The organism is Paraburkholderia fungorum (genome assembly GCF_003610895.1).
GTDB lineage: Bacteria > Pseudomonadota > Gammaproteobacteria > Burkholderiales > Burkholderiaceae > Paraburkholderia > Paraburkholderia fungorum_B.
This window is the reverse complement of the sequence record NZ_MCAS01000015.1, coordinates 46,486-72,035: the sequence shown is the minus strand read 5'-3', so window position 1 is coordinate 72,035 and position 25,550 is coordinate 46,486. Positions and strand designations below refer to the sequence as shown.

Annotated in this window: 28 protein-coding genes and 1 riboswitch; of the genes, 9 read left to right on the top strand and 19 right to left on the bottom strand. The window is 64.0% G+C overall.

The window, feature by feature from the left end:
- Window positions 1-3 precede the first annotated feature (3 nt).
- The 13 genes from BCY88_RS16680 to BCY88_RS16620 all read right to left on the bottom strand — a co-directional run bounded on the left by BCY88_RS16680 (window position 4) and on the right by BCY88_RS16620 (window position 9,860).
- A complete protein-coding gene (locus BCY88_RS16680) occupies window positions 4-243 on the bottom strand; it encodes a BolA family protein (RefSeq protein WP_028199637.1) in 240 nt (79 codons plus the stop codon).
- Window positions 244-258: 15 nt separating this feature from the next.
- Window positions 259-1,023, bottom strand: a complete 765-nt coding sequence (locus tag BCY88_RS16675; protein WP_120345323.1) for an ABC transporter permease — start codon at window positions 1,021-1,023, stop codon at window positions 259-261.
- Window positions 1,020-1,952: an ABC transporter ATP-binding protein gene (locus BCY88_RS16670; protein ID WP_120345322.1), complete on the bottom strand. Its 933-nt coding sequence runs from the start codon at window positions 1,950-1,952 to the stop codon at window positions 1,020-1,022. Before BCY88_RS16670 ends, BCY88_RS16675 begins: the two co-directional genes overlap by 4 nt.
- Window positions 1,953-2,175: 223 nt before the next feature.
- Window positions 2,176-2,469 carry an STAS domain-containing protein gene (locus tag BCY88_RS16665; RefSeq protein ID WP_120345321.1) on the bottom strand — a complete coding sequence of 98 codons (294 nt, stop codon included), beginning with the start codon at window positions 2,467-2,469 and terminating at the stop codon, window positions 2,176-2,178.
- On the bottom strand, window positions 2,466-3,098 hold the full coding sequence (locus tag BCY88_RS16660) for an MlaC/ttg2D family ABC transporter substrate-binding protein (protein WP_120345320.1): 633 nt from the start codon (window positions 3,096-3,098) through the stop codon (window positions 2,466-2,468). The genes BCY88_RS16665 and BCY88_RS16660 overlap by 4 nt, the downstream gene beginning before the upstream one ends.
- 114 nt (window positions 3,099-3,212) lie before the next feature.
- Window positions 3,213-4,187, bottom strand: a complete 975-nt coding sequence (locus tag BCY88_RS16655) for an MlaA family lipoprotein (protein ID WP_120345319.1) — start codon at window positions 4,185-4,187, stop codon at window positions 3,213-3,215.
- An 11-nt stretch (window positions 4,188-4,198) separates the two neighbouring features.
- Window positions 4,199-4,762 carry an outer membrane lipid asymmetry maintenance protein MlaD gene (gene mlaD / locus BCY88_RS16650; RefSeq protein ID WP_120345394.1) on the bottom strand — a complete coding sequence of 188 codons (564 nt, stop codon included), beginning with the start codon at window positions 4,760-4,762 and terminating at the stop codon, window positions 4,199-4,201.
- 91 nt (window positions 4,763-4,853) lie between these two features.
- Complete coding sequence (mlaE, locus tag BCY88_RS16645) at window positions 4,854-5,621, bottom strand: lipid asymmetry maintenance ABC transporter permease subunit MlaE (protein WP_120345318.1); 768 nt, start codon at window positions 5,619-5,621, stop codon at window positions 4,854-4,856.
- Window positions 5,618-6,439 (bottom strand): ABC transporter ATP-binding protein, encoded by an 822-nt coding sequence (locus BCY88_RS16640; protein WP_028199629.1) that lies wholly within the window; start codon window positions 6,437-6,439, stop codon window positions 5,618-5,620. Before BCY88_RS16640 ends, mlaE begins: the two co-directional genes overlap by 4 nt.
- A 94-nt stretch (window positions 6,440-6,533) precedes the next feature.
- Complete coding sequence (gene thiE / locus BCY88_RS16635; RefSeq protein WP_120345317.1) at window positions 6,534-7,637, bottom strand: thiamine phosphate synthase; 1,104 nt, start codon at window positions 7,635-7,637, stop codon at window positions 6,534-6,536.
- Window positions 7,634-8,449, bottom strand: coding sequence for a thiazole synthase (locus BCY88_RS16630; RefSeq protein ID WP_120345393.1), 816 nt, complete (start codon window positions 8,447-8,449; stop codon window positions 7,634-7,636). Before BCY88_RS16630 ends, thiE begins: the two co-directional genes overlap by 4 nt.
- A 38-nt stretch (window positions 8,450-8,487) precedes the next feature.
- Window positions 8,488-8,685 carry a sulfur carrier protein ThiS gene (gene thiS / locus BCY88_RS16625; RefSeq protein WP_028199627.1) on the bottom strand — a complete coding sequence of 66 codons (198 nt, stop codon included), beginning with the start codon at window positions 8,683-8,685 and terminating at the stop codon, window positions 8,488-8,490.
- A 44-nt stretch (window positions 8,686-8,729) separates the two neighbouring features.
- Window positions 8,730-9,860, bottom strand: a complete 1,131-nt coding sequence (locus tag BCY88_RS16620; RefSeq protein WP_120345316.1) for an FAD-dependent oxidoreductase — start codon at window positions 9,858-9,860, stop codon at window positions 8,730-8,732.
- Window positions 9,861-10,090: 230 nt separating this feature from the next.
- Window positions 10,091-10,214, bottom strand: a riboswitch (TPP riboswitch).
- A 349-nt stretch (window positions 10,215-10,563) separates the two neighbouring features.
- Between BCY88_RS16620 and BCY88_RS16615 the strand changes: the two genes are divergently transcribed.
- The 5 genes from BCY88_RS16615 (at window position 10,564) to BCY88_RS16595 (ending at window position 15,374) form a co-directional block, all read left to right on the top strand.
- Window positions 10,564-12,315 carry an ABC transporter ATP-binding protein/permease gene (locus tag BCY88_RS16615; RefSeq protein WP_120345392.1) on the top strand — a complete coding sequence of 584 codons (1,752 nt, stop codon included), beginning with the start codon at window positions 10,564-10,566 and terminating at the stop codon, window positions 12,313-12,315.
- Between the two features lie 50 nt (window positions 12,316-12,365).
- Window positions 12,366-13,175 carry an SDR family NAD(P)-dependent oxidoreductase gene (locus BCY88_RS16610; RefSeq protein ID WP_120345315.1) on the top strand — a complete coding sequence of 270 codons (810 nt, stop codon included), beginning with the start codon at window positions 12,366-12,368 and terminating at the stop codon, window positions 13,173-13,175.
- Between the two features lie 166 nt (window positions 13,176-13,341).
- Window positions 13,342-13,803, top strand: coding sequence for a hypothetical protein (locus BCY88_RS16605; protein ID WP_120345314.1), 462 nt, complete (start codon window positions 13,342-13,344; stop codon window positions 13,801-13,803).
- A gap of 87 nt (window positions 13,804-13,890) precedes the next feature.
- A complete protein-coding gene (locus tag BCY88_RS16600) occupies window positions 13,891-14,532 on the top strand; it encodes a hypothetical protein (protein WP_120345313.1) in 642 nt (213 codons plus the stop codon).
- A gap of 101 nt (window positions 14,533-14,633) precedes the next feature.
- Entirely contained in the window at window positions 14,634-15,374 is a 741-nt protein-coding gene (locus BCY88_RS16595) for a response regulator (protein ID WP_120345391.1), read from the top strand.
- A gap of 59 nt (window positions 15,375-15,433) precedes the next feature.
- Here BCY88_RS16595 and BCY88_RS16590 read toward each other — a convergent pair whose 3' ends face one another.
- The 4 genes from BCY88_RS16590 to BCY88_RS16575 form a co-directional block, all read right to left on the bottom strand.
- The gene (locus tag BCY88_RS16590) at window positions 15,434-16,105 is read right to left on the bottom strand and encodes a flagellar basal body L-ring protein FlgH (RefSeq protein ID WP_120345312.1); all 672 of its coding nucleotides are present in this window, start codon (window positions 16,103-16,105) and stop codon (window positions 15,434-15,436) included.
- Window positions 16,106-16,232: 127 nt separating this feature from the next.
- Window positions 16,233-16,958, bottom strand: coding sequence for a hypothetical protein (locus BCY88_RS16585; protein ID WP_120345311.1), 726 nt, complete (start codon window positions 16,956-16,958; stop codon window positions 16,233-16,235).
- A gap of 3 nt (window positions 16,959-16,961) precedes the next feature.
- Entirely contained in the window at window positions 16,962-17,129 is a 168-nt protein-coding gene (locus BCY88_RS16580; RefSeq protein WP_310796120.1) for a DUF6726 family protein, read from the bottom strand.
- A gap of 45 nt (window positions 17,130-17,174) precedes the next feature.
- A complete protein-coding gene (locus tag BCY88_RS16575; RefSeq protein ID WP_120345309.1) occupies window positions 17,175-17,372 on the bottom strand; it encodes a hypothetical protein in 198 nt (65 codons plus the stop codon).
- Between the two features lie 430 nt (window positions 17,373-17,802).
- On the opposite strand from BCY88_RS16575, the gene BCY88_RS16570 reads away from it, so the two are divergent.
- Window positions 17,803-18,543: a response regulator gene (locus tag BCY88_RS16570; RefSeq protein ID WP_120345308.1), complete on the top strand. Its 741-nt coding sequence runs from the start codon at window positions 17,803-17,805 to the stop codon at window positions 18,541-18,543.
- Window positions 18,540-19,811 carry an ATP-binding protein gene (locus tag BCY88_RS16565; RefSeq protein WP_120345307.1) on the top strand — a complete coding sequence of 424 codons (1,272 nt, stop codon included), beginning with the start codon at window positions 18,540-18,542 and terminating at the stop codon, window positions 19,809-19,811. The genes BCY88_RS16570 and BCY88_RS16565 overlap by 4 nt, the downstream gene beginning before the upstream one ends.
- A gap of 207 nt (window positions 19,812-20,018) precedes the next feature.
- Here BCY88_RS16565 and BCY88_RS16560 read toward each other — a convergent pair whose 3' ends face one another.
- Window positions 20,019-20,945 (bottom strand): tyrosine-protein phosphatase, encoded by a 927-nt coding sequence (locus BCY88_RS16560; RefSeq protein WP_120345306.1) that lies wholly within the window; start codon window positions 20,943-20,945, stop codon window positions 20,019-20,021.
- Between the two features lie 258 nt (window positions 20,946-21,203).
- Here BCY88_RS16560 and BCY88_RS16555 point away from each other — a divergent pair, with 258 nt between their 5' ends.
- The gene (locus tag BCY88_RS16555; protein ID WP_120345305.1) at window positions 21,204-22,463 is read left to right on the top strand and encodes an MFS transporter; all 1,260 of its coding nucleotides are present in this window, start codon (window positions 21,204-21,206) and stop codon (window positions 22,461-22,463) included.
- Between the two features lie 17 nt (window positions 22,464-22,480).
- Window positions 22,481-23,746, top strand: coding sequence for a D-amino acid dehydrogenase (locus BCY88_RS16550; protein ID WP_120345304.1), 1,266 nt, complete (start codon window positions 22,481-22,483; stop codon window positions 23,744-23,746).
- Between the two features lie 243 nt (window positions 23,747-23,989).
- Here BCY88_RS16550 and BCY88_RS16545 read toward each other — a convergent pair whose 3' ends face one another.
- Complete coding sequence (locus BCY88_RS16545) at window positions 23,990-25,459, bottom strand: glutamate synthase subunit beta (protein ID WP_120345303.1); 1,470 nt, start codon at window positions 25,457-25,459, stop codon at window positions 23,990-23,992.
- Window positions 25,460-25,550 lie beyond the last annotated feature (91 nt).

Here is a 25,550-nt window from a genome sequence, read left to right as displayed (position 1 = left end):
AGATTACGCGTTCTGCCATTCGGCGGGCGTCAGCGTCTTCATGCTGAGCGCGTGGATTTCTTCGCGCATGCGGTCGCCGAGCGCCGCATACACGAGTTGATGGCGCGCGATCAAACGCTTGCCTTCGAAGCTCGGCGAAACGATGGTCGCGAAGAAATGCTGACCGTCGCCCTCGACTTCGAGATGCTGGCAAGCAAGCCCTGCCGCGATGTATTGCTTGACCTGTTCGGGAGTCGGCAACATGAGAGAAGCTCCTGATCAGTGGCGCAGTTTGTAGCCGGAGGCGAGCATGCGCATCGCCACCACGGCCAGCACCACAAAGAAACCGGCAACGATCGCAAGGCTTTCGAGCGGATCGATATCCGACATCCCGAAGAAACCGTAGCGAAAGCCGTCGATCATGTAGAAAAAGGGATTGAGCCGCGACACTTCGCGCCACACCGGCGGCAGCGTGTGCGTCGAGTAGAACACGCCCGAGAGGAACGTGAGCGGCATAATCAGAAAGTTTTGAAATGCCGCAAGCTGATCGAATTTTTCGGCCCAGATGCCGGCAATCAAACCGAGCGTGCCGAGGATCGCCGCGCCGAAAATGGCGAACGCGATGATGTAAAGCGGCACGCTGAAGCTGACCGGCACGAACCAGATCGTCACGATGAATACGCCGAAGCCGACGGCCAGACCCCGCGCCACAGCGGCGAGCACATACGCGCCGAACATTTCGTAGTGCGAGAGCGGTGGCAGCAGAACGAACACCAGGTTGCCGGTGATCTTCGACTGGATCAGCGAGGACGAGCTATTCGCAAAGGCATTCTGCAATACGCTCATCATCACGAGGCCGGGAATCAGGAAGCTCGTGTATTCGACACCCGGATAGACCTGAACGTGACCGCGCAACGCGTGGCCGAAAATCGTCAGATACAGCAACGCGGTGATGACCGGCGCCAGCACGGTCTGGAACGCGACCTTCCAGAACCGCAGAATTTCCTTGTAAAACAGCGTGCTGAAACCACTGTAGCCGCTCATGCAAGCCCCTCGATCACTTCCGGACCGTTCATCACCTGAACGAACACGTCTTCGAGGTCGGCCTTGCGGACCTCGATTTCTTCGAATGTACAGCCCGCCGCACGGCACTGCGCGAGGATCCGCTCAACGTCGTCATAGCTCGCGAGGCGCAGCAGATGCTGGCGGCCATTGCCGTTACCCGTACCGCTGTCCACTTCGAGGGGACGCAGCTCGGCTGGCAACACGCCTTCAGTAAAGCGCAGGAACAACTGCATGCCGGCAAAGCGTTGCAACAGCGCGCTCGTGCGCTCAAGCGCCACGACCTCGCCGCGCCGCAACATGGCGATGCGGTCGCACAGCGATTCGGCTTCTTCCAGGTAGTGCGTGGTCAGCACGATCGTGTGGCCCTCGCGGTTCAGGCGCGAGATGAATTTCCACAAGGTTTGACGCAATTCGACGTCGACGCCCGCAGTCGGCTCATCCAGCACGATCACGGGCGGCCGGTGCACCAGCGCCTGCGCCACGAGCACACGGCGCTTCATGCCGCCCGACAGCGCGCGCATGTTGGCGTCGGCTTTGTCGGTGAGGTCGAGATTGGCCATGATCTCGTCGATCCACGCGTCGTTATTGCGCAGCCCGTAGTAGCCAGACTGGATGCGCAAGGTTTCGCGCACGGTGAAGAACGGATCGAACACGAGCTCCTGCGGCACCACGCCGAGCGCGCGACGCGCGTCGCGGAAGTCGCGAACTACGTCGTGTCCGCGCACCGCGATGCTGCCTTCGTCCGCGCGCGCGAGACCGGCAAGTATGCTGATAAGCGTCGTCTTGCCCGCGCCGTTCGGACCGAGCAGTCCGAAGAACTCGCCTTCTTCCACCGTGAGGCTGACGCCCTTGAGCGCTTGCAAGTCCTTGTAGCGCTTCTTGACGTTACGAATTTCTATGGCTGACATGACTATGGGCCGCGTGCGTCGCGGCGCCTAAAGGAGCCCTGAGGGGGCGCAAAAATGCTGGAAGGGACGAAATTGGGGCCGGTTATGTGCCCCGAAAAACGTTTGATTATAGGGCAAAAATCGGCAGCCCCGGCTGAGCCGGGGCGATTGGAAGTGACGCTATGAAAGCGTCAATGTCGCGCGCGCTGCAAGCGGCATGGGACCCGCGTAAGCGCTAGAGCGCTCACTGCGGTCGACCCAACAGGGTGTCGACGCCGTAGGCTTGTGCGAGGCTGGCGAGACCAGCCGGCAGGTTGACGATCTCGAACACGACGCCGCGTGCCTGGGCGGCACGCTCCCATGCGAGCAGGACGGCAAGCGCGGTCGAATCGAATTGCGCGAGCGGCGCGCAATCCACGCCGGTCGCGCCTGCGGCGATACGCTGCAAACCCGCCTCGAACGCGGCCTTCGCGCTCTCGTGGGTCAGCGTCGCGCCGCTTTCGAAGCGGCTTGCGACGGCGTTCAGCACTTCGCTCACGACTGCTTGCCCGCGGCGAGTTGCTGGTTACGCTGCGTGAGGAACTGGATCAGTCCGTCCACGCCCTTCTGCTGGATCTGCTCGTTGAACTGCTGCTGATACGCCTGGATCAGCCATGCGCCAAGCACATTGATGTCATACACGCGCCAGCCTTGCGGCGTCTTGTACAGACGGTAGTCGAGTTCGATCGGCGAGCCGTTGTTCATGACCACCGAGCGCACCACCGTATCGGTGTCGTCAGGATTCATGCGGAACGGCTTGTACTGGATCTGCTGGTCGCGGACCTGGGCGAGCGCGCCCGAGTACGTGCGGATCAGCAGCATCTTGAACTGCTCGACCACGGCGTTCTGCTGCTCCGGCGTCGCGGTGCGCCAGTTCCGGCCCATCGCCAGTTGCGTGGTGCGGCGGAAATCGGTGTACGGCAGGATCTTTTCGTTGACGAGCTGGGTAATGTGAGAAATGTCGCCTTGCTGGATCGACTTGTCGGCGCGCACCGCATCGACCACTTGCTGCGTGACGGTCTTGATCAGGGTGTCGGGCGAACTGGAGTCGACCGTTTGTGCCGAGGCACCGGCACTGACGAACGAAAACAGCGCGGCAAACAACGGAATCAGGAAGAATTTTTTCATATCGAGCCTTGCCTTAAAAATAGTGCAACCGTTTGAGCCGACATTAACACGCGAGTTCAGCAGCAATCCATGCGCAAACTGCGAGAGTCGTTTCGAGGTGTTACGGCTGCACGATCAACGCAATTTGAATGACGGGAAGTTGAAACGCTGCGGCGGCACCAACTGGCCAGCCGGAATCTGCGTGGTTTCCGGACCGCCGTTCAGATCGAGCGGCGGCGTTCCGGAGCTGCCGGACGCGGCTTCCGGTGCTGCCGCCGTGCCGGTCGCACCCGTGGCGGCGCCAGTGGCCGAAGCGCCTTGCGGCGGCGTCGCGGCCGCGCCGCTGTCCACGTCCTCATACTTCGGCAACGGTGCTTCATCCCCGTAGTTAGGCAGCGCCTGCGAATGCTTGCTGTCCGACAACAGATACTGACGGCGTTGCAGATACGCGTTGCGCACGAACGAGTACTTGTCCAGCGCGGCGCCTTCCAGCACGTCGCTCGCGCTCAACAGATTGGCGCGCGTGTTGACCACGTTCAGGCCGTACAGCGCCCAGCTCAGACCGTCCGGATGAATGTAGCTGAGCGGATTCACATAGTAATTGCCGATGGAGCCGACCGCGTCGCGCACCGTGCTTGGCCCGAACAGCGGCAGCACGAGGTACGGCCCCGCCGGCACGCCGTAGTGGCCAAGCGTCAGACCCAGGTCGTTGTCGTGCTTGGGCAGCTTGGCGAGCGTCGCCACATCGAACAGACCGCCGACGCCGAACACCGTGTTGATCACGATCCGCATGATGTCTTCGACGCCATCGGTGATCTTCAATTGCAGCAGGTTGTTCGCCGCAATGTAGACGTCGCCGATATTCGAGAAGAAGTTGGTGACGCTGTCGCGCACCGGCTGCGGCGTGATAAAGACGTAACCCTTGGCGACCGGCTTCAACGCGTACTGGTCGAGCTTGTCGTTGACGGTGAAGATGGTGCGGTTCAAGCCCTCGAGCGGGTCGCCCTTGGTCGGCGTCTGCACGGTCGAACAGCCGGCGAGCGTAGCGGCCGCCAGCGCGAACGTTGCTATCTGGACGGTGCGCACGCCTCGTTTTCGTAAGGTCTGCATTCTTATTCTCCTTATTGACCGGCCGCGCCGGAGGCGGGCGAAGTCGGCGCCACCGGCGCGGGCGCCGTGGCCGGAGCGGCCGCCGGAGCAGCCGAACCCGTGCCCGGCTTGGACGCACCCGAATCCGCGGCCTTGCTATACAGGAATTGTCCGATCAGGTTTTCCAGCACGATCGCCGATTGCGTCATCGAAATCGTGTCACCTGCCTTAAGCATCTCGCTATCGCCACCGGGTTCGAGCCCGATGTATTGCTCGCCGAGCAGACCCGAAGTCAGGATCTTCGCCGACGTGTCTTTCGGAAACGGGTATTGCTTGTCGATGTCGATCGTGACAACAGCCTGATAGGAATTGCTGTCAAAGCCGATCGAATCGACCCGGCCGACCGTCACGCCCGCGCTCTTCACCGGTGCGCGCGCTTTCAATCCGCCGATATTGTCGAATTTGAGCTTGACCGGGTACGTTGCCTGAAACGACAACGAGCTCATGTTGCCGGCCTTCAGCGCGAGAAACAGCAACGCCACGAAACCCAACACCACGAACAGGCCGACCCAGAAGTCGAGAGCAGTCTTTTTCATCGTCATCCCAAAGTGAATCCGCCACGCTGCTGCCGCTCCGCTCACGCGCAAGCCAAGGCGCGCCCGCTGAGCGAAAACGCACAGCGCAGTTTTAGCTGAACATCAGTGCGGTCAACAGAAAATCGAGGCCGAGCACCGCAAGCGACGCGTACACGACGGTCTTGGTCGTGGCGCGCGACACACCTTCCGGCGTCGGCTTGGCTTCGTAGCCCTGAAACAGCGCCACGAAGGTCACCGCAAGGCCGAACACCACGCTCTTGATGACCCCGGCGCCCACATCGCGCCAGACATCGACACCGCCTTGCATCTGCGACCAGAACGCGCCTGAGTCGACGCCGATCAGCAGCACGCCGACCACATAACCGCCAAGCACGCCGACCGCGCTGAAAATCGCGGCCAGAATCGGCATGGAAATGATGCCGGCCCACAACCGCGGCGCCACCACCACCTTCACCGGGTCCACCGCCATCATTTCCATTGCGGTGAGTTGCTCGCCCGCCTTCATCAAACCGATCTCGGCCGTGAGCGACGTGCCGGCGCGGCCCGCGAACAGCAGCGCCGTGACCACCGGCCCGAGTTCGCGCACCAGCGAAAGCGCGACCAGCAGCCCCAACGCCTGCTCCGAACCGTAACGGTTCAGCGTGTAGTAGCCCTGCAAGCCGAGCACGAAGCCGACAAACAGCCCCGACACGGCGATGATCACCAGCGAATAATTACCCACGAAGTGGATCTGCTTCGTGACAAGACGCGGCCGGCGCAATAGTGGGAAAAACTCGAGCAGCAGCCGGAAGAAGAAACGCGTGGCATAGCCGGCCGTGCCCAGCCCGTCGATCACCGAGCGGCCCAACGCACTGATCATGACTGACCTCCGCCAATGCCGAAGTCCGCCGCGAGCGGCGTCTGACTGGGGTAGTGGAATTTGAACGGGCCGTCCGGCGCGCCGTCGATGAACTGGCGCACGGTCGCATCGGTCGAGGCGCGCAGCTCGGCCGGCGTGCCTTCGGCATGCACCCCGCCATTGGCGAGGAAATAAACATAGTCGGCAATGGCGAACGACTCCGGCACGTCGTGCGTGACCAGGATCGACGTAGCACCAAGTGCCTGATTCAGCGCGCGAATCAGGTTCGCGGTAATGCCGAGCGAGATGGGATCGAGGCCGGCGAACGGCTCGTCGTACATCATGAGCTCGGGGTCGAGCGCAATCGCCCGCGCCAGCGCCACACGCCGCGCCATACCGCCCGAAATCTCCGACGGCGCCAGATCGCGCGCGCCACGCAGCCCGACTGCGTTGAGTTTCATCAAGACGAGGTCGCGGATCAGCTCCTCGGGAAGGTCGGTGTGCTCGCGCAGCGCGAACGCGACGTTTTCGAACACCGACATGTCGGTGAACAGCGCGCCGAACTGGAACAGCATGCCCATCTTGCGGCGCAGCGCGTAGAGGCCGTCGCGTGTTTGCTGGCCGATGTCCTGGCCTTGAAACAGGATCTGGCCGCGCTGCGCGCGCACCAGACCGCCGATCAGGCGCAGCACCGTGGTTTTGCCGCAACCCGAGCCGCCCATGACCGCGACGACCTGGCCGCGCTTGAAGCGCAGATTCAGGTTCGACAGGACGAGCCGGTCGCCATAACCGAAGTCGACGTCGCGCAGCTCGAGTAAGGTCTCGGGGGAGGAAGACACGAAACTGACAGTCCTTTTACACGGAAGGCCGAATTATAGGGCCATCATGCAAAAGCTGCCGTGAGGTGCCCTGTCCCTTTACTGAACTTGACGATTATTGCGTAAACGCATGTTGCAACGCAGAAACCGCGGCAGCCGGGTCGGCGGCCTCGGTCACGGCGCGCACCACGGCCGCACAGCCCACGCCCGTCGCCAGCACCTGGGGCAGCACCTGCAGATCGATCCCGCCGATCGCCACCAGCGGCACGACGCCGTCGAGCAGGCGGACATACCGCACCAGACGCTTGAGACCCTGCGGCGCGGTCGGCATAACCTTGGTGGTTGTTGGGAACACGGCGCCCAAAGCAATATAGCTGGGCCGGAAGTGCAGTGCTTTCAGAATCTCGTAGAAACCGTGTGTCGACAGGCCGAGCCGGATGCCGGCGCTGGCAAGCGCCGGCAAATCGGCCGTGTGCACGTCTTCCTGGCCAAGGTGAACGCCATAAGCACCCGCTTCCAACGCGGCTTGCCAGTGATCGTTGATGAAAACCTGGGCATCGTGCTCGCGGCCGGCAGCGACCGAGCGAGCGACTTCGCGCTTCAGTTCTTCGGCGGGCTCGGCCGATTTGCGGCGCAACTGGATCGTTTTTACGCCGAAGGCCGCCACCCGTTCGACCCATTCCGCGCTCGGCAGCACCGGATACAGGCCGAGCCGCTCCGGACAACGCGCGAACGCTTGAGCCGGGGCAGCCGGCAGGCCGAGGAGACGCGGGAAATGGGCGATATCGGCCGGAAATGCGTCGTCCGCCCTGGTTTCGTCGCCGTCGCGCCACGCCAGCGCCAGCACCAGCGCGTCGTGCGGATCGAAACCGCAGTCCAGAAACGCCGCCAGCGCGGGTATCCAGTCTTCCGCCAGACGGCCTTCCAGGCCGTACTTCTCGCCGCCCAGATGAAGCGTTGCCGTGTTCTCGGCGGCGACGATCACGCCGGCGCCCTGCACCAGCCAGCGCGCCACCTGCTCGCCGTGCTGCTGCGCGTCAGCGACAACGATCAGGTCTCCGCCATTCGGCTGGTCCGGCGCAGTCAGGCAGATGCGCCACGGCGCATGCGTTGGCGGCCAGTCGCCCAGGCGGGCGCGGATCCGCTCGGCGGCCTCGGTGAGCTCATCGGCAGGCGGCCAGAACAGGTCGCGGCCGGTCAAAGGCAGAGTTTGTGTCATGCGGCGCTCCCGTCTTGATGCCAGAACGGCATGCCGACCACCGGCGTGCTCGCGTGCGCGCTTTCGCGCTCGGCCATCGGCCCCGCCAGAAAAGCCTGGCGACCCGCTTCGACGCCCAGCGCGAAAGCACGCGCCATCGCGTCAGGGTGGGTTGCCTGCGAAACGGCGGTGTTCAGCAACACGCCGTCGAAGCCCCACTCCATCACTTGCGCCGCGTGCGACGGCACGCCGAGGCCGGCGTCGACGATCAGCGGCACATCCGGCAGGCGTTCACGCAACACACGCAGGCCGTACGGATTGATGACGCCCTTGCCGGTGCCGATCGGCGCGCCCCACGGCATCAGCGCCTCGCAGCCCGCATCCAGCAGACGGCGGCCGATCACGAGATCTTCGGTGCAGTACGGCAGCACCTTGAAGCCGTCCTTGATCAACCGCGTGGCCGCTTCGATCAGGCCGACCGGATCGGGCTGCAACGTGTAGTCGTCGCCGATCAGTTCGAGCTTGATCCAGTCGGTTTCGAAGATTTCACGCGCCATGTGCGCGGTCGTCACCGCCTCGCCGATCGTCAGACAGCCGGCGGTGTTGGGCAAAAGCGGCACACCGTGGCGCTTGAGCAGGTCGAAGAAGCCGGCTTCGGCGCCGCCTTCGTTCATTTGCCGGCGCAGCGCAACGGTCACCATGCCGGGCCGCGCCGCGTCGATCGAGTCGGACAGCGATTGCAGCGACGGATAGCGCGACGTGCCAAGCAGCACGCGGCTCGCGAAAGTTTGGCCGTAGAGCGTAAGCGCGTCGGCGGTTTGGGGGGCAGTCATTTGCATAGTCCTGTTCTCCGGCAAAGCGTGGCGCGGGCTTAACCGCCGGCCACGGGTTGCACGACATCGAGCTTGTCGCCCGGCTGCAGCGCGCGCGCCGCATGCTGGGTGCGCGCGACAAAATCGCCGTTCAGTGCGACCGCGAACGGCGGACGCGCGCCGAACGCGGCGAGCGCATCGGCGACAGTCGCGCCTTCGGGCAACGACAACGGCTTCTGATTGATATGAATGTCCATGGTGTTCGAATACGGTTCAATCGATAGCGGGAGCGGCGCGGCGCTCATGCCGGTTCCCGCGTGGAGTCCAGTTGAAACAGCTCGCTCCAGCGCGCGGCGCTTTGCCAGTCGGCGAAGGCGTCGGCGTCGCCGATGCGGCCGTCGAGCAGCGCCGCGGCAAAGCGCGCGGCTTCGTCGGCGACTTCGGGCACGATCATGTAACCGTGCCGGTACAGGCCGTTCACGCGCAGCGTCTGCGCGCCATCCCACAGCAAAGCCGGACGGTGGTCCGGCAAAGTCGGGCGGCACTGCGAATTCAGTTCGAGGATACGTGCCTCGCCGAAACCGGGATGCACCGAGAACGCCGCGCTCAATAACTCGAGCGCCGAGCGCACGCTGACCGGCGACATGTCCTCGCCTTCCACCTCGGTTGCGCCGATCACGTAGAGATCATCCTGCTTCGGCGCGATATACAGCGGATAGCGCGGATGCAGCAGCCGCACCGGCCGCGTCAGCTTGATACCGGGCGCGTGCACGCGGGCGACTTCGCCACGAATGCCACGCAGCGTGGGCAGCACGGGCTTCGCGCCCAAACCCCGGCAGTCGATCGTGACGCGCGCGGGCGGCAACGCGTGATCGTCGACGGGCGTGTTCCAGTGTGTTTCGACGCCACGCTGGGCCAGGCCCGCTGCAAGCGCGGACAGCACCTGACGGTTATCCAGCTGGCCTTCACGCGGCAGCAGCCAGCCCTGATTGAAGCGGCCCGCCAGCGCGGGTTCGGCGGCGCCCAGCTGAGCGCCGGCCAGCGTCACGAAGCCGCCGTCGAGCAATTCGGCAGGCGCGTTCGAGCGCACACGGCGTTCGAACAAGGGTGCTTCGGTCCGGTCGGCGTGATGCCACACGACGAGCGTGCCATTGCGCTGAAAGAACACCGGTTCGGGCAATTCGGCCAGCACTTGCGGCCACGTCTCGAGCGAACTTGCACCAAGGCGTGTAATCAGCAGTTCGGCGCTGGCGGCTTCGGCCAGCGGCGCCAGCATGGCGGCGGCAACCCAGGCCGCGGCTTGTGAGCCTGCGGCATCGCCACGCTCATAGAGCGCCACGCGATGCCCAGCCCCGGCGAGACGCCAAGCGACCAGACGCCCGCACAGTCCACCGCCGAGCACCGCGAAATCGGGTTGAGCGTGGCGATTCATCGCGCCCACTCCGAGCTGCAACGGCAAGCAAGGCTACACCAGCACGGCGCGCCGACGCGATCGACGGCAACGTGGCGAGAAGCAAAACACATGTCTGAAGAATAGGCGGTCATCGAGTCCTTTCTGTACGGCCCAAAACGCACGTACCCAGGACGAAACCGGCGGGTGAGGCCGGCCGGGCACAACGCGCGTCAAATATGACGGACGCCGCCCAGCGGGGAATGGAAGAGTGGCTGCTTCCGGAAACTTCCCGCGCCGGTATTACCCGGATCGGGTGCAAAGGGTCTCTCTCAGCCTCGCCGCCGCTGCATGAGAATCACGCAGCCTGTGGGCAAAGCACCCCTGTTTCGTCGAAGGTCATTAGACCATAAAAGGCGCGGCACCCGCAAACCAGCGGCCCACGCAACCCGGGCGCATTTGATCCAGCCCCCTCTTTCAATCAGCCAATATGGCCGAAGCCAGCGCTCTGGCACAATGCCTCCACCGGATGCCGCGAGCGTCGCCTCGCCGCATGCGCGACAGCGGCATCAAGGCGAGACCGCTGGGCGGAAATTAATTTTCATTTAAGGGCTTCACGCCAGAATCAGGCGCTCACCCGGGCGTGGGTTCGTCGAGCACGACGCCCGGGGCACGTACCGCAAACCGCCGTGGGGTCGGCCCGAGATGGGCCGGCCAGATGGGCCAGCACTTCATCAGGATGCTCATGACATCGAATACCGCTTCCAGCCCCGCGCTGCCGCCGGACGAAAAAGTCTCCGCCTGGAGCCTGATCAAACCTTATTGGGTCTCCGAAGAACGAAAAACGGCGTGGGGGCTGCTCATCGCGATCATCGTGATGAATCTGCTCGTCGTGTGGATCAACGTGCGCCTGAACCGCTGGAGCGCCGACTTCTACAACGCGCTGCAGACCAAGAATGTGCACGACTTCCCGCACCTGCTGATGGTGTTCACGGGGCTCGCGTTCGGCTTCATCATTCTTGCCGTGTATGGCCGCTATCTGCGCCAGATGCTCGGCTTCCGCTGGCGCCAGTGGCTGACCACGCGCTATCTCGACGAATGGCTGCGCGACAGCGCCTTCTACCGGATCGAGCGCGACCGGCTCGCCGACAACCCCGACCAGCGGATCAGCGACGACCTGCAATCGTTCGCCACCACCACGCTCTCGCTGACGCTCGATCTGCTCTCCACGGTCGTCACGCTGGTCTCGTTCATTACCATCCTGTGGTCGCTGGCCGGCGCGCTGACCATTTCGCTCGGCGGCATGCCGATACAGATTCCGGGCTACATGGTTTGGGCCGCCGCGCTCTACGCCGTGGTCGGCTCGCTGATCATCCAGAAGGTCGGCCACCCGCTCGTGCCGATCAACTACCAGGCGCAGAAAGTCGAGGCGGATTTCCGTTTCGGCCTGATCCGTCTGCGTGAAAACGCCGAGCAGATTGCCTTCTACAACGGCATGGAAACGGAGAAGACGAACGCGCACTCGCTGTTCGGCCGCATCCGCGACAACTGGTGGCAGGTGATGAAGTACACCAAGCGGCTCACCTTCGTGCTGAGCTTCTATGGTCAGATCGCGATCATCTTTCCGATCGTCGTGGCCGCGCCGCGCTACTTCGCGGGCGCTTTCTCGTTCGGCGTACTGATGCAGATTTCGAGTGCATTCGGCACCGTCAGCGATTCGTTTTCGTGGTTCATCAATAGTTACGGCACCCTGGTCGAATGGCGCGCCACCGTGAACCGGTTGCGTGAATTCAAGCGCATCGTGCACGCGCCGCGTCTGAAGGAATCGGTCTCGCCCGCCACCGCGCATGGCGGCATCAACCTGCATTTCGTCGACGAAGACAAGCTGACCACGGACGGCCTCCAGCTTGCGCTGCCGAACGGCAACCCGCTGTCGCGTATCCGCGATATCGCGATCACGCCGGGCTCGCGCTGGCTGGTGCGGGGTCCGTCCGGCTCGGGCAAGAGCACGCTGATGCGCGCGCTCGCCGGCTTGTGGCCGTTCGGTGACGGCTCGATCGATGCACCGGTCAACGCGCGCATGATGTTCATCCCGCAGGTCAGCTACATGCCGATCGGCACGCTGAAGGCCGCGCTCACCTATCCGTCTTCTGCGGACACCTACACTGACGAGGAATGCCGTGAAGCGCTCGTCACCTGCCGCCTGTCGGAATACGCCGAGCGTCTGCAGGAATCAGGACACTGGACGCGCATCCTCTCGCCGGGCGAACAACAGCGTCTCGCCGGTGCCCGCGTGCTGTTGCACAAGCCGGACTACCTGTTCCTCGACGAAGCAACCAGCGCGCTCGATGCTGAAAACGAAGCGCGTCTCTATCACCTGTTCACTGAGCGTCTGCCGAAGGCGGCGATCGTCAGTGTCGCGCATCGTGAATCGCTGGCGGTGTTCCATGCCGATACACTCGACGTCGAGCGCTCGGGCGAACCGATCGCCGCTTAAGCAGCACGAACAGCACAAACAGCATCAGCAACCCGTACAGCGAGAGCGACATGAGCAGCACCGATGACGCGAGCAGCACGATTGGCACGGGCGGCGCCGGGTTCGAGCGGGTCGTCCTGATCACCGGCGCGGGCTCCGGCATCGGCGCGGCACTGGCCCGGCGCATCGCCGCGCCGGGCACCGCGCTCATGCTGCACGCACGCGGCGCCGACGACGAAGCGCGCCGGCGTCTCGCACAAGTCGCCGCCGATTGCGGCGCGAACGGCGCGCGCTGCGCGACGGTGTTCGCCGATCTGGCCGAACGCGGCGCCGCCGAACACGTCGTTCATCAAACGCTCGCGAATTTCGGCGCGCTGGATCAACTGGTCGCGAACGCCGGCCACGCGCAACGGCAAACGCTCAACGCACTCGATGCGGATGCATTCAGCGCCGCCTTCGCCGCTATGCCGGCCGCATTCGCCGCGCTCGTCAAGCGTGCAACGCCCGCATTGGCCACCTCGGAGCGGGGTCGTGTGGTGGCGCTCAGTTCGTTCGTCGCCCATCGCTATCGCGTGGACGCACCATTCGCCGCTACGGCGGCCGCGAAAGCGGCGCTCGAATCGCTGGCCAAAACCGCAGCCGCCGAACTGGCGGCGCATGGCGTGACAGTCAATTGCGTGGCGCCTGGCTACACCCGTAAAGATCGCGGCCCAAGTGCCGATAATGCATCGGTATGGACCCGCGCCGCCGAAGCAACGCCGCTCGGTCACGTCGCCGAGCCCGCGGATATCGCCGCGCTGATCGCGTTCCTGCTCTCCGACGAAGCGCGTCACATCACCGGCCAGGTGATCCATATCGACGGCGGCCTCACGCTCGGCTAAACGGCACGCCGCAACATCCGGAAACACGCGAAAAGAGTTCGGAAGCATTTGCGAAGCGGGCAAGCTGTTCGCCGCTTTGAAAAACCCTCGTAGCAGCGACGATAGTCGTGCGGGCCGTACCACCTCCGGTCCGCCACGCCCCTCACTGCTACCGGACTCTCCGCACATGTCATTCGATCGCCGCTCCCATCCTTTGACCCAGCGCGCAGCGCTCGCTCTTGGCGCCGCGCTGCTGCTCGCGAGCGCCACGCACGCAGCGCTTGCCGCCCAGCCCAACGAGCCAGCGGACGTTTGCCCCGCGCTCAAACACATCGTCGGCGCACCCGACTTCAAGCAACTGCACGCACAACCCGCCGCGCAACTGCCGGGCGTGTCGGCCGCGGACGACTGCCGCGCCAACACGCACGCCTACGATTGCCACTGGCGCGCGCACTGGCAAGCCGACGGCGTGGTCAACGATCCGCTCGAGGAATTTGGCGCCGATATCGCCGCCTGCTTTCCGAACGTCGTGCACGACGTCAACACGCCGACGCGTCAGCATTTCATCGTGACCACCGACGACCGGCGCGTGAGCGTCACCGCAAGCGTGCAAGGGCAAAACGAATTGCGCCTGCGCGTGACCCGCTGAGCGCGGACCTCGCTTGCCGCCGGCCGCCGCTATCCGTCACGCTCCTTCGTGACGCTGCACATCTTCACCGCCACCAGGCACCGCATCATGACCTCTATGCCGAGCTTGCGCGCTTACGCTTTCACGCGAACATCTCTGGCCGCGTGGGTCATGTTGCGGCGGCCCGGCGCCCGGCTTGCCGCCTCGGCTACCCTCGCATTGAGCCTGAACGGCTGCGCATGGACGCTGATCTCCGCGGCCGACGCCACCGGCTCCGTGATTCAGGCGGGCTACGCGATCGCGGCGAACTACTCGTCGCCGACCTTCATCAACGGCCGGCGGGCGGACGTGCACAACGTCTGCATCGAAGTGAATCAAACGGTGTCGGTCGGCGATTTCGTGCCGGCACTGCAGCTCGCGCTCGAGCGGCGCGGCATTCGTTCGGACGTCTACAATCCGGGCACCTCGCCCGCTGGATGCGAGGCGCGCCTCGTCTACAACGCAGCGATCGACTACGGCCGCCGCTCGTTTAGCGATGAAACGATCCAGTATCTGTCGATCATCGATCTGACGCTGATCCAGCATGGGCGCATTCTCGTCACCGCGCGCTACCAGACCGGCGGTCTCAACACCGACCGCTTCTCCACGGCATCGACCAAGCTCAATGGTCTGATCGACAAGATGGTGGTCGATCAAACCGACCTCGGCCCGCAACCGATGCAGACCATGCAGACATCACTCGCAAACTAGAGGAAACAGGCCTCGCGCCTGCTTGCTTTCTCTTACGCGAGAAAGGATTCGAAAGCGTTACGCGCTTTGCGCTGCTCGCGCGGATGACTAAGATGACCTGGATGAACCAATCCATTCTGGTCGTCGACGACGACCCCGTCGTACGCGAGCTCGTCAGCGAATATCTGCTGGGGCGTGGCTTCCAGGTGTCCACGCTCGAACACGGCATGGCGCTGCAGCGCGCGTTGCAGAACGAGCGTCCCGCGCTGGTCGTGCTCGACATCATGATGCCGGAGCTCGACGGCATCAGCGCGCTGCGCGCATTGCGCGTCGCCGGCGACGACATTCCCGTGATCCTGCTGACCGCGCGCGCCGATCCGATCGACCGCGTGATCGGCCTCGAACTCGGCGCCGACGACTATCTCGGCAAGCCATTCGAACCGAGCGAACTGGTCGCGCGGATTCGCACGGTGCTGCGCCGCCGTGGCGCGATTGCGCCGAGTGCGCCGGAGCAACGCGCGCCCTACCGCTTCGGCCGTTTCGAGGTCAATTTTCCGGCGCGCGAATTGCGTCGCGACGGCGAGCGCATTCCGCTGCGTTCGAGCGAATTCGCGATGCTCAAGGTGTTCGTCACGCATGCGATGACGGTGCTCACCCGCGCGCAGTTGCTGGAAAAACTGCACGGCAATAGCGAGGCGCACCGCAATCGCAGCCTTGATGTATCGATCTGGCGTTTGCGGCGGCTGATCGAGGTGGATCCGTCCGAGCCGCGCTATGTGCAAACGGTCTGGGGACGCGGCTATGTGTTCGTACCGGACGGTGAAATCGGTGCGGCGGAACGCAACGCGCCGCCGCTTGCGTAATACACAAGGGAGAAGGTGGCCGGCGTGTCGCGCAGTTCGCGTGCACGCCGCAATCCGGTTCAGAAAGTCAGCACGCTCAGAAACATCCTCTGCAGCCAGCCCATCGTGGTCGCGTCGGACACCATCCCCACGCCGGCCTGTTCGATGCGTGCATTGGCGACCTTGCTCGACGCCACATAGTTACCTGCTTCGATATCCTTCGGATTGACGATACCCGACAGGCGCAAGCGGTCGCGGTTGCCGCTCATCGCGATCACCTTCTCACCCGACACCACCAGATTGCCGGTCGACATCGTGCCGATCACGGTCACGGCCAGTGTGCCGGTCATACCGCTGGTATCGGTGAGACTGCCCTGCCCTTTGTAGTCGGTACTGGCCGAGCCGACGTTGAACAGCCTCGCAAGCCGCGCGGCGGCGTTGGTCGATTGATCGGCCGCGGTCGCGGTGATGCTGCTCGAACGGCTCGCGGCCGCAGTCGAACTATTGTTGCCGCTGTATGACTCCGACAGACGGATCGTCAGCACGTCGCCGATATGCTGGGCACGCGGCGTTTCGTAAAGCAGCAACGGCGCGCCGGCCTGATAGATCGCACCCTGCGTATTGACGTTCAGCGGCGCCGATGCAATTGGCGGCGACATCGGCGTTTCAACGATCGACGGCTGCTGGCTGCTGCCGCAAGCCGCAAGACAGGACGCCGCGCCTAGCGCGACAGTGAGACGTAGCGCAGTCATACATGCTCCTTGGCCGGATTGGCCGGATTGAAAGCGGACCGTGCGGTCGCGCTGCCGATGCTTCGCTCAACGACGCAATCAGGACCGCGCATGAACCCGCAACCAGAGCGGCACATGAGGCGGCACATCAACCCGCCTCGGCACCGCTTGCCTGCCATTGCCGCACGACCGATTTCACCCATGCGTCCGAGCCCTTCAGCAGATAGGTGAGCGTGCCGTTGCGAGTGCCAGGCAGAAAGCACAAGGTGATCGAACTCACGGCGTTGTCCCACACGTAGACCGGCAACGCACCCGGCGACGACACGCTTTGCGTCACCAGCCGCGGCGCGCCATAACGATCCGCGAGCGCGTCGCGCAAATCTTCGGCGGTGATCTCGTCGATCACGAAAGAAATCTCATACAGGCGCAGGGCGCTCTGGCCGTCGATACGCGCAAAGCGCAGCACATGCTCCAGAGCCGGCGCACCGTCGACGACCGCTTGTGACACGGCCCAGCCGTCGTCGGCGCGATGGGCCCAGCGGCACGCAACCGTCAGACTCTCGCGCGATTTCAGCCGCATGCCAAGCGCGCCCGCCTGCACGTCCGTCTCGCACACGGGCACACTGCCGAGCGGCGTGGCGCGCACGGTCGAGCCGGCGCGAAATTCGTCCAGCGTGGTGCCGAGCGCGATGCCGCGAAACGCAAACGGCGTGTCCTGCGAACGCCGGCGTGTCTCGGGGAGCGTGCCCTTTGACACGGCGCTGGCCGCATTCGCGGCGCGTGCAACGGGCTGCGCATGGGCCTGGGTATGGGCACCCAGCGAAAACATGAAGCCCAATAGCGCCAGCGCGAAGACAGTCCGTTTGAGTGTCATGATTCAGTCGATGGCGGATGAACACATGTCGAACGGTGTAGCCGCGGCATGGCCGACGACCGGGATGACTTTCAGCGTGGCCGACGTCAGCCGGCACGGCAGCGCGGCGACGGCGCAGCCGCCGAGTGGCAGCAGCACCGCGCCGAGCGTCAACCACGCAGTGACACGGATGAAACGGTCAGGAATGCTTGGGGTCGACACACGGGCCTCGATGCGTCAGGCGGTGGTGTTGACGTGATGCCCGACGAGCCCCGACGGCAGCGATGGCAGTGCCGATGGCGGCTGCGCCTCGCTCACCGACTCCGGTGCCTGCGGCGTCACCGCTGCGGTGTTTGAAGTGGCGGGCTTTTCCGCCGCCGGCATGGGTGCGAGCGAAGAAAAGCGGGTTGAACTGAGATGGCTGTGAACGGTCATGATGAGCCTCGCGTGGCGCTAGGTTTCGATTTCACGCCGCTTGCCGTGGGCCCAAGGCGTTAGGCTGTTTTCGACATGCGACGCAACGTACTGCACGACGAATCATCTCGCCGCACCCGCGGTGGCGATGCACGAAGGAACGCGCGCTTTCCGGCGGTTCTTACGACTCGTTGCGACCCCTTGCGAGCCGTAGCAATTAGGGGCGAATGCTTTCATCGGTGGAATCTGAGCGATGCGAAATGACTGCCGTGCCGCGCTGCACATTGCCGGTGCACGACTCATCTATTGCCAGATATGCAGCCCTGAAATATGCGGTGAGCCTTTGCTGGCGGGACTGACGCGCGAATCGGCAAAGATCGCGCGAGCTTGCGTAAGCATTGGTAAGAAAACAGTCGATCGCGCGTCGCGCGTGCCAGTCTAGAATTTCGCCATGAATCCACAGGTCCTTATCGTCGACGACGATCCGGTCGTACGCGATCTGCTTTGCAAGTTTCTGCAGACGAACGGCTTCGACGCGTCCGTGCTGCACGACGGCACCCATCTGCAACGCCGGCTCGAACGTGAGCGGCCGTCAGTCGTCGTGCTCGACATCATGATGCCGAACACCGACGGCCTGCGCGCGCTCACCGCCCTGCGCGCCGCCGGCGACGACATTCCGGTGATCTTCGTGACGGCGCGCGGCACGGTGGCCGACCGGATCGTCGGGCTTTCGCTCGGCGCGGACGACTATCTGACCAAGCCGTTCGACCCGCGTGAGCTGCTCGCGCGCATCCATACGGTGCTGCGCCGCCGCGGGCCGTCCACCACGAGCGCGCCGGAAGCGCGCAAGCCGTATCGCTTCGGGCCGTTCGAACTCGACTTCGCCACCCGCTCGCTGTCACGCGACGACACCAGGCTGCCGCTGCGCGACAGTGAGTTCGCGCTGCTAAAGATCTTTGTCAACAATCCTTACAAGGTGCTGTCGCGCGTGCTGATTCACGATCTCGTGCATCGTGACAATCTCGCGTTTCGCGACCGCAGCCTCGACGTGCCGATCTGGCGCCTGCGCCGCGTGATTGAAGACGACCCGTCCAATCCCTGCTACGTGCAGACGGTGCGCGGCAAAGGCTATGTGTTCGTGCCCGACGCCGACGGCACGCCGTTCGCCGACGAGGCTGCCTCAAGCGCATGAGAAACCCGCTGAACACACTGTTCGGCAGAATGGCGTTGCTGTCGACAGCGGTGTTGTTCGCGATTCAGGCCGGCTGGTTCGTGCTGGTGGTGATGCAGCCGCCGCGCCACGAAATCGACGGCTTCGCGCGCGGCATTCTGCTGGTGCTGCAGGCCATCAACGGCGAGCCGATGAAGGGCGCCGCGCTCGCGCCCGCCATGCGTGTGCATCTCGTGCCCACCTGGAACATGCCGTCGAGCGTCCATCTGCGCCCGCCCACGGCTCATCCGCTGGTCGAATTGAGCCGGCATTTGCGCGAGAACCTGCCGCCCGGCACGCAGATCGCCGTCGACGACCTGCATCCGCCACAGCTATGGGTGCTGTTCCCCGGCAAGTCGAACTGGGTCGTCGTGCCGGTGGACGTGCCGCCGCGCCCGCGCTTCCTGATCGAATCCGTCTCGATGCTGGCGGCCGCGCTGATCCTGTCGCTGTTCGCGGTCTGGCAGATGCAGCGGCCGCTGTCGCGCGTGGCCGACGCCGCCCGCGCGTTCGGTTCAGGCGGCCGGCCGGAGCCCGTGACCGTGCAAGGCCCGCGCGAATTGCGCGATCTGATCGGCTCCTTCAACGACATGATGCGGCGCCTGAACGAGGCCGGCGACGACCAGGCGGTGATGCTGGCCGGCGTCGCGCACGACCTGAAAGCGCCGCTCACGCGGCTCAAGTTGCGCGCGAGCGTACTGGTCGCGGAAAACGAGCGGGCCGGACTGATCCGCGACGTCGACTCGCTGACCAATATCGTGCAGCAGTTTCTGGAGTTTGCCGGCCAGTCCGCCGACGCGGGGCCGCCGGTCGAAGTCGACGAATTCCTGCGCGAACAGTTTTCCGCCAGCGACAGCACCGAGACCCCGCTGTTCACGCTCGATCTGCGCGCCGGTTCGTCGTTCGCGCTGCCGCGCACCTTGCTCGACCGGCTGGTCACGAATCTCGTCGACAACGCGCTCGAGCACGGCTCGCCGCCGGTGGATATCGCCACGGCGCGCAATGACCGGCATTGGGTGATTAGCGTGCGCGACCACGGCCCGGGCATTCCCGACGACCGTATCGCCGCGGCGATGAAACCGTTCGTGCGGCTCGACGCCGCGCGCGGCGGCGAAGGTCATTGCGGCCTGGGTCTCGCGATCGTCGCACGGCTCGCACACGATCGCGGCGGGCGCTGCCAGGTGCGCAATCACGCGCACGGCGGCCTGGAAGTACGGATCGAATTGCCGCTTGCGCCGGCACAGTCATGAGGAAGGCCGGGAAGGGCTGAGCGGGCTTCGCGAGGGTGAGCACTTACGCGCCCTTACGGAACAGGCTTGCGCGAGGATTGTGGCCTTATAGTCGCCTCCGGCAACCTCGATGCCGCCCTTCTCTGTCCGCCTGGTTACATGGGGCGGACTTTTTTTCGTCTGTCCCGCCGGCATGCTCCGCTCGATACCCGGTCGGCCAAGCGCGAGTCAGCCGACGAGGCGGTCGTGCAGCATGTCGATCGTGGCTTGCGACAGACCAAGTCCTTGCGTGAGATAGCTCGCCATCGTGCCGTAGCTCGCCTGCACCTGATCGAACCCTGCTTGCAGATAATTTTCCTGCACGTTTAACAGGGGCGACTCGGTCGCGGCCACCGCGTCGCCATTCTGCGCGCGCAACGTGGCGGTCTGCAGCTGGATCGATTGGGCCAGATAGACGTTGCTCAGCAGATAGTCCTGCGTGATCACGTCGATCGGCACGTTGGCGATGCTGAGCAGGAGTGCCGCGACCCAGCCGGCCCGATCCTTACCCGCGCTGGAATGAAATACCTGCGGGCCGGCGCCATTGGCGAGCCGCGTCAGAAGTTCGCCATAACCGATGCGTTGGGCCGCGCCGGTGACATAGGCGCGCGCCTGGGCTTCCATGAAGGCGACGGCGGCGGCCGCCGTATCGAATGCCGGCGTGACGAAGTCGCTGATCCCGAGCACGTCGAGCGCCTGCGATGTCGCGCCGCTCGGCAGGATATCCGCAGTGCGCGCTATTTCGCCGGGCGTGCGCAGATCGTAGACGGTGGCGATACCGAGTTTATCGAGGGCGGCCGTGTCAGCAGGGCCGAGAGTCAGCGCGTTCGAGCGATAGAACGCGCCACGGCGCATCTGCTTGCCGTCGACCGTGGGATAGCCGGCGGCCGCACCCGCCACGTCGCGAAAATTGCTCACCGAGGCGAGGCGCGGCGTTGCCGGCTGATCGGTGTCCAGGTTTCCGCCCCCGCAGGCCGACAGCAGCGTGCTACCCATACCGGAGAGCAGCAGCACACTTGCCGACGATCTCAGGAAAGCGCGGCGCGATTGATCTGCTCGCAAGGGCATGCTCGCTGAGCGGCGGAATGGCGAGCAGGTTTTTGCGGTTGCGGGCATTGGACGTGGCGAGGTAGCGAAGTGGCGAGCGCGGACGTGAGAAGGGTAGGCGCAACTCGAGCGCTGCCGGCGCAGTTTAACGGCGCCGAATAATTTTTTGGTTACATAGTAGTAGTTCGTAAGGAACCGGAATGGAGATCCTTACCCGCTTGCCATTTTTGACCATAACTGGCCGCGCCCGCCTCGTCGCCTTAGAATACAAAAAAACCACGATCAAGCCGCCGGAAGGCAAAAACCACCTGGAGACAACAAAAAAACATGCCCTCTCTCCAATGGTTCACCGAACTGACACAGCGCGAACGCCGCACCCTGTATGCCGGCTTCGGCGGCTACGCAGTCGATGCGTTTGATTTCATGATCTACTCATTCCTCATTCCGACGCTGATCGCGACATGGGGCATGACCAAAAGCGAAGCCGGCATGATCGCGACCAGTTCGCTGATTTCGTCCGCAATCGGCGGCTGGCTCGCCGGCATTCTCGCCGACCGCTATGGACGCGTGCGCGTCCTCCAGTGGACCATCGCCACCTTCGCGATCTTTACCTGCCTGTCGGGCTTCACCCACTCGTTCTGGCAACTGCTGACCACCCGCACGCTGCAAGGCATCGGCTTCGGCGGTGAATGGTCGGTCGTGACGATCATGATGGCCGAAACCATCCGTTCACCTCAGCATCGCGCGAAAGCCGTGGGCACCGTGCAGAGCAGCTGGTCGTTCGGCTGGGCCGCGGCGGCCATCATCTATTGGGCGTTCTTCGCGCTGCTGTCGGAACAGTACGCATGGCGCGCCTGCTTCTGGATCGGGCTGCTGCCCGCGCTGTGGATCTTCTACATCCGCCGCAATGTCAGCGATCCGGAGATCTTTCTCGAAACGCGCCGCGCTCGCGAAAGCGGCTTCGATACCTCGCACTTCCTGCAGATCTTCTCCTTCCCTCACCTCAAAACGACCTTGCTCGGCAGCGTGCTGTGCACCGGCATGCTCGGCGGCTATTACGCGATCACGACCTGGCTTCCGACCTATCTGAAAACCGTGCGCCATCTGTCGGTCTTCAACACGAGCGGCTATCTGATCGTGCTGATCGTCGGCTCGTTCACCGGTTATATCGTCGGCGCGATTCTGTGCGACAAGATCGGCCGGCGTGCGTCGTTCGTGCTGTTCGCAATCGGCTCGTTCGTGCTTGGCATGGTCTACACGATGCTGCCGATCACCGACGGCATGATGCTCGCACTCGGCTTCCCGCTCGGCATCGTCGTGCAAGGGATTTTCGCGGGCGTGGGCGCCTACTTGTCCGAGTTGTATCCGAATTCGATCCGCGGCTCGGGGCAAGGCTTCTGCTACAACCTGGGCCGCGGTCTCGGCTCGTTCTTTCCGATCCTGGTCGGTACACTGTCGCAAACCATGACGCTGGTGAAGGCGATGGGCATCGTCGCCGGGTCAGGCTATCTGCTGGTAATCGTGGCCGCAGTGTGTCTGCCGGAAACCAAGGGCAAAGTACTCGGCGCGGCTCGTCCTGCCGCCTGAAACCGCCGTACAACCACATGAAAACGATTGTTCTGGGCGGCGGCGTGATCGGCGTCGCCACCGCGTTTTATCTGCGCCAGCAAGGCTGCGACGTCACCGTGATCGAGCGCGAGCCGGACGTCGCGCTCTCCACCAGTTTTGGCAACGCCGGCGTGATTGCACCAGGTTATGTGACGCCATGGGCCGCGCCCGGCATGCCGGCCAAGATCTTCAAGTATCTGTTCAAGCCGGCCTCGCCGCTCATCTTCCGCCCTACGCTGGATCCGGCCCAATGGCGCTGGATCATGCGCTGGCTGCGCGAATGCGACCTCGAGCGCTTTCGCGTCAACAAGCAGCGCATGCAACGCATCGCCTATTACAGCCGGGAGTGTCTGCACGAATTCCGCGCCCGTCATCCGTTCGACTATGGCCGCAGCCAGGGCTATCTGCAGTTGTTCCGCAGCGAATATGACGTCGAACTCGCGCAGCCGGCTCTCGCGGTCCTGCGCGACGCCGGCATCGCGTATCGTGAAGTCAGCGCGGCGCAGTGTGCCGAGATCGAACCGGGTTTGCGCTGGGCGCGTCAAACGCCGCTTTCCGGCCTCTATCTCCCCAACGACGAAGCCGGCGATTGCGCCCGCTTCACCCGCGAACTGCGGGCGATCTGCGAGCGCAACGGCGTGCTGTTTCGCTTCGATACCCGCGTACGCTCGCTCGACGTGCGAGGCGGTGCGATTCACGCGGTGCGTCTCGAGAGCGAACGTGGCAGCGAGACTTTGCAAGCGGATGCCGTGGTGGTGGCGCTAGGCGTCGACAGTGCGGCGCTGCTCGCGCCGCTCGGCGTGAAGGTGCCGCTCTACCCGGTCAAAGGCTACTCGGCAACGTTGCCCATCACCGACGAAGAAAAAGCCCCGCTGGCGGCACTGATGGACGAATCGCTGAAAACGGCGATCACGCGCTTTGGCAACAACCTGCGCGTGGCCGGCACGGCGGAACTCGGCAATCGCCAGACAACCCTGCGCGAACAGGCTTTGCAGACGCTGATGAAAGTACTCAGCGACTGGTTTCCGCACGCAGCCAATCCGACCTCCGCGCATTTCTGGGTAGGCCGCCGGCCCATGACACCCGACGGCGCGCCGTTGCTCGGTCCGTCCGGCGTGGACAATCTCTGGCTAAACGTCGGACATGGCTCGACGGGATGGGCGATGTCGATGGGTTCGGGCCGGGTGGTCGCCGATCTGATTACGCAGCGCAAGCCGGAGATCGACCTCGACGGGCTGACGTTGAACCGGTATCGGAAATGACCGCGACCTGAGGCGGGATATCGCTCACGCCCCGACGCGTAGACAAAGAGCAGCTCAGCGAACATCAGGAAACGCACCAGGCGTCGCAAAAACGGAAAAGCCGGGTCACCCTCTCAGGTGCCCGGCTTTGTTTTTTTACCGCTTTGGGGTACGGCTTAGGTACCGCTTTGTCGTCTCCACCTCGTCCTGCAAGCATTCGCCGATTTCCACGCCATCAGGCGGAAACCGGCTGGAGACGTTACGTTAGCGCGGCAGTTCCGAATGACCCATCAGGAATGCATCGACCGAACGTGCGCACTGACGGCCTTCGCGAATCGCCCATACCACCAGCGATTGGCCACGCCGCATATCGCCGGCGGTGAAAACCTTGTCCACCGACGTGTAATACGCCTTGTCGCCTTCGGTCGACGCCCGCACGTTGCCGCGCGCATCCTTGTCGACGCCGAACGCTTCGAGCACCGGCGACACCGGCTGCGTGAAGCCCATGGCCAGCAGCACCAGATCGGCCTTCATTTCGAATTCCGAGTTCGGCACTTCCTGCATCTTGCCGTCCTTCCATTCGACGCGTGCGGCGATCAGCTTCTCGACCTTGCCGTTCTTGCCTTCGAGACGCTTGGTGGCGACCGCCCAATCGCGCGAGCAGCCTTCGTCGTGCGAGGACGACGTGCGCAGCTTGATCGGCCAGTACGGCCACACGAGCGGCTTGTTCTCTTCTTCCGGCGGTTGCGGCAGCAGTTCGAATTGCGTGACGCTCTTCGCGCCATGACGGTTCGACGTACCGACGCAGTCCGAACCCGTATCGCCGCCACCGATCACGACCACGTGCTTGCCCTTGGCGAGCAGCTGGTTCGCGACCTTGTCACCGGCGTTGACCTTGTTCTGCTGCGGCAGGAATTCCATCGCGTAGTGAATGCCTTCCAGCTCGCGGCCCGGCACCGGCAGATCGCGCGGCGTTTCCGAACCACCCGCGATCACCACCGCGTCGAACTGTTCCTTCAGTTCGGCCGGCGTGATGGTTTCCTTCGCCGTGTTGCCGATGTACGCCGGCAGCGAATCTGCACGGCCAACGAACACGTTGGCGCGGAACGTCACACCTTCGGCTTCCATCTGACGCATGCGGCGGTCGATCAGCCACTTTTCCAGCTTGAAGTCGGGAATGCCGTAACGCAGCAAGCCGCCGATGCGGTCGTTCTTTTCGAACACGGTGACATCGTGCCCCGCGCGCGCGAGTTGCTGCGCGACGGCCAAACCAGCGGGGCCGGACCCGACCACGGCGACCTTCTTGCCGCTCTTGTGCTTCGGCGGCAGCGGTGCAACCCAGCCTTCTGCCCACGCTTTGTCGATGATCGCGTGTTCGATCGACTTGATGCCCACCGCGTCGTCGTTGATACCGAGCGTGCAGGCTGCTTCACACGGCGCCGGGCAGATGCGGCCCGTGAACTCGGGGAAGTTGTTCGTGGAGTGCAACACTTCAATCGCGCTCTTCCAGTCCTGATGGAACACCAGGTCGTTGAAGTCCGGGATGATGTTGTTCACCGGGCAGCCGTTGTTGCAGAACGGAATACCGCAGTCCATGCAACGCGCGCCTTGAATCTTCGCTTCGTCGTCGGTCAGTGCCGCGACGAATTCCTTGTAGTGCTTCACGCGCGTGAGCGGAGCTTCGTACGCCTCGTGGCGGCGCTCGAACTCGAGAAAACCGGTTGCCTTGCCCATGTGGTTCTCTTCTCTATCTGTATCAGGTGAGGTGATCTACACCCGCCGCGCGTCGAGTCATCGAGCGGCGGCGGGTACGGCTAGTTGTGAC

What these genes read in the sequence shown, in the direction of transcription:
- BCY88_RS16615 (WP_120345392.1), top strand. Translation starts at nt 10,564, where the DNA reads ATGACATCGAATACCGCTTCCAGCCCCGCGCTGCCGCCGGACGAAAAA.
- BCY88_RS16585 (WP_120345311.1), bottom strand. Translation starts at nt 16,958, where the DNA reads ATGACACTCAAACGGACTGTCTTCGCGCTGGCGCTATTGGGCTTCATG.
- BCY88_RS16575 (WP_120345309.1), bottom strand. Translation starts at nt 17,372, where the DNA reads ATGACCGTTCACAGCCATCTCAGTTCAACCCGCTTTTCTTCGCTCGCA.
- thiS (WP_028199627.1), bottom strand. Translation starts at nt 8,685, where the DNA reads ATGGACATTCATATCAATCAGAAGCCGTTGTCGTTGCCCGAAGGCGCG.
- mlaE (WP_120345318.1), bottom strand. Translation starts at nt 5,621, where the DNA reads ATGATCAGTGCGTTGGGCCGCTCGGTGATCGACGGGCTGGGCACGGCC.
- thiE (WP_120345317.1), bottom strand. Translation starts at nt 7,637, where the DNA reads ATGACACAAACTCTGCCTTTGACCGGCCGCGACCTGTTCTGGCCGCCT.
- mlaD (WP_120345394.1), bottom strand. Translation starts at nt 4,762, where the DNA reads ATGAAAAAGACTGCTCTCGACTTCTGGGTCGGCCTGTTCGTGGTGTTG.
- BCY88_RS16555 (WP_120345305.1), top strand. Translation starts at nt 21,204, where the DNA reads ATGCCCTCTCTCCAATGGTTCACCGAACTGACACAGCGCGAACGCCGC.
- BCY88_RS16545 (WP_120345303.1), bottom strand. Translation starts at nt 25,459, where the DNA reads ATGGGCAAGGCAACCGGTTTTCTCGAGTTCGAGCGCCGCCACGAGGCG.
- BCY88_RS16560 (WP_120345306.1), bottom strand. Translation starts at nt 20,945, where the DNA reads ATGCCCGCAACCGCAAAAACCTGCTCGCCATTCCGCCGCTCAGCGAGC.
- BCY88_RS16655 (WP_120345319.1), bottom strand. Translation starts at nt 4,187, where the DNA reads ATGCAGACCTTACGAAAACGAGGCGTGCGCACCGTCCAGATAGCAACG.
- BCY88_RS16590 (WP_120345312.1), bottom strand. Translation starts at nt 16,105, where the DNA reads ATGACTGCGCTACGTCTCACTGTCGCGCTAGGCGCGGCGTCCTGTCTT.
- BCY88_RS16565 (WP_120345307.1), top strand. Translation starts at nt 18,540, where the DNA reads ATGAGAAACCCGCTGAACACACTGTTCGGCAGAATGGCGTTGCTGTCG.
- BCY88_RS16680 (WP_028199637.1), bottom strand. Translation starts at nt 243, where the DNA reads ATGTTGCCGACTCCCGAACAGGTCAAGCAATACATCGCGGCAGGGCTT.
- BCY88_RS16570 (WP_120345308.1), top strand. Translation starts at nt 17,803, where the DNA reads ATGAATCCACAGGTCCTTATCGTCGACGACGATCCGGTCGTACGCGAT.
- BCY88_RS16620 (WP_120345316.1), bottom strand. Translation starts at nt 9,860, where the DNA reads ATGAATCGCCACGCTCAACCCGATTTCGCGGTGCTCGGCGGTGGACTG.
- BCY88_RS16550 (WP_120345304.1), top strand. Translation starts at nt 22,481, where the DNA reads ATGAAAACGATTGTTCTGGGCGGCGGCGTGATCGGCGTCGCCACCGCG.
- BCY88_RS16675 (WP_120345323.1), bottom strand. Translation starts at nt 1,023, where the DNA reads ATGAGCGGCTACAGTGGTTTCAGCACGCTGTTTTACAAGGAAATTCTG.
- BCY88_RS16610 (WP_120345315.1), top strand. Translation starts at nt 12,366, where the DNA reads ATGAGCAGCACCGATGACGCGAGCAGCACGATTGGCACGGGCGGCGCC.
- BCY88_RS16660 (WP_120345320.1), bottom strand. Translation starts at nt 3,098, where the DNA reads ATGAAAAAATTCTTCCTGATTCCGTTGTTTGCCGCGCTGTTTTCGTTC.
- BCY88_RS16630 (WP_120345393.1), bottom strand. Translation starts at nt 8,449, where the DNA reads ATGACTGCCCCCCAAACCGCCGACGCGCTTACGCTCTACGGCCAAACT.
- BCY88_RS16600 (WP_120345313.1), top strand. Translation starts at nt 13,891, where the DNA reads ATGACCTCTATGCCGAGCTTGCGCGCTTACGCTTTCACGCGAACATCT.
- BCY88_RS16670 (WP_120345322.1), bottom strand. Translation starts at nt 1,952, where the DNA reads ATGTCAGCCATAGAAATTCGTAACGTCAAGAAGCGCTACAAGGACTTG.
- BCY88_RS16595 (WP_120345391.1), top strand. Translation starts at nt 14,634, where the DNA reads ATGAACCAATCCATTCTGGTCGTCGACGACGACCCCGTCGTACGCGAG.
- BCY88_RS16605 (WP_120345314.1), top strand. Translation starts at nt 13,342, where the DNA reads ATGTCATTCGATCGCCGCTCCCATCCTTTGACCCAGCGCGCAGCGCTC.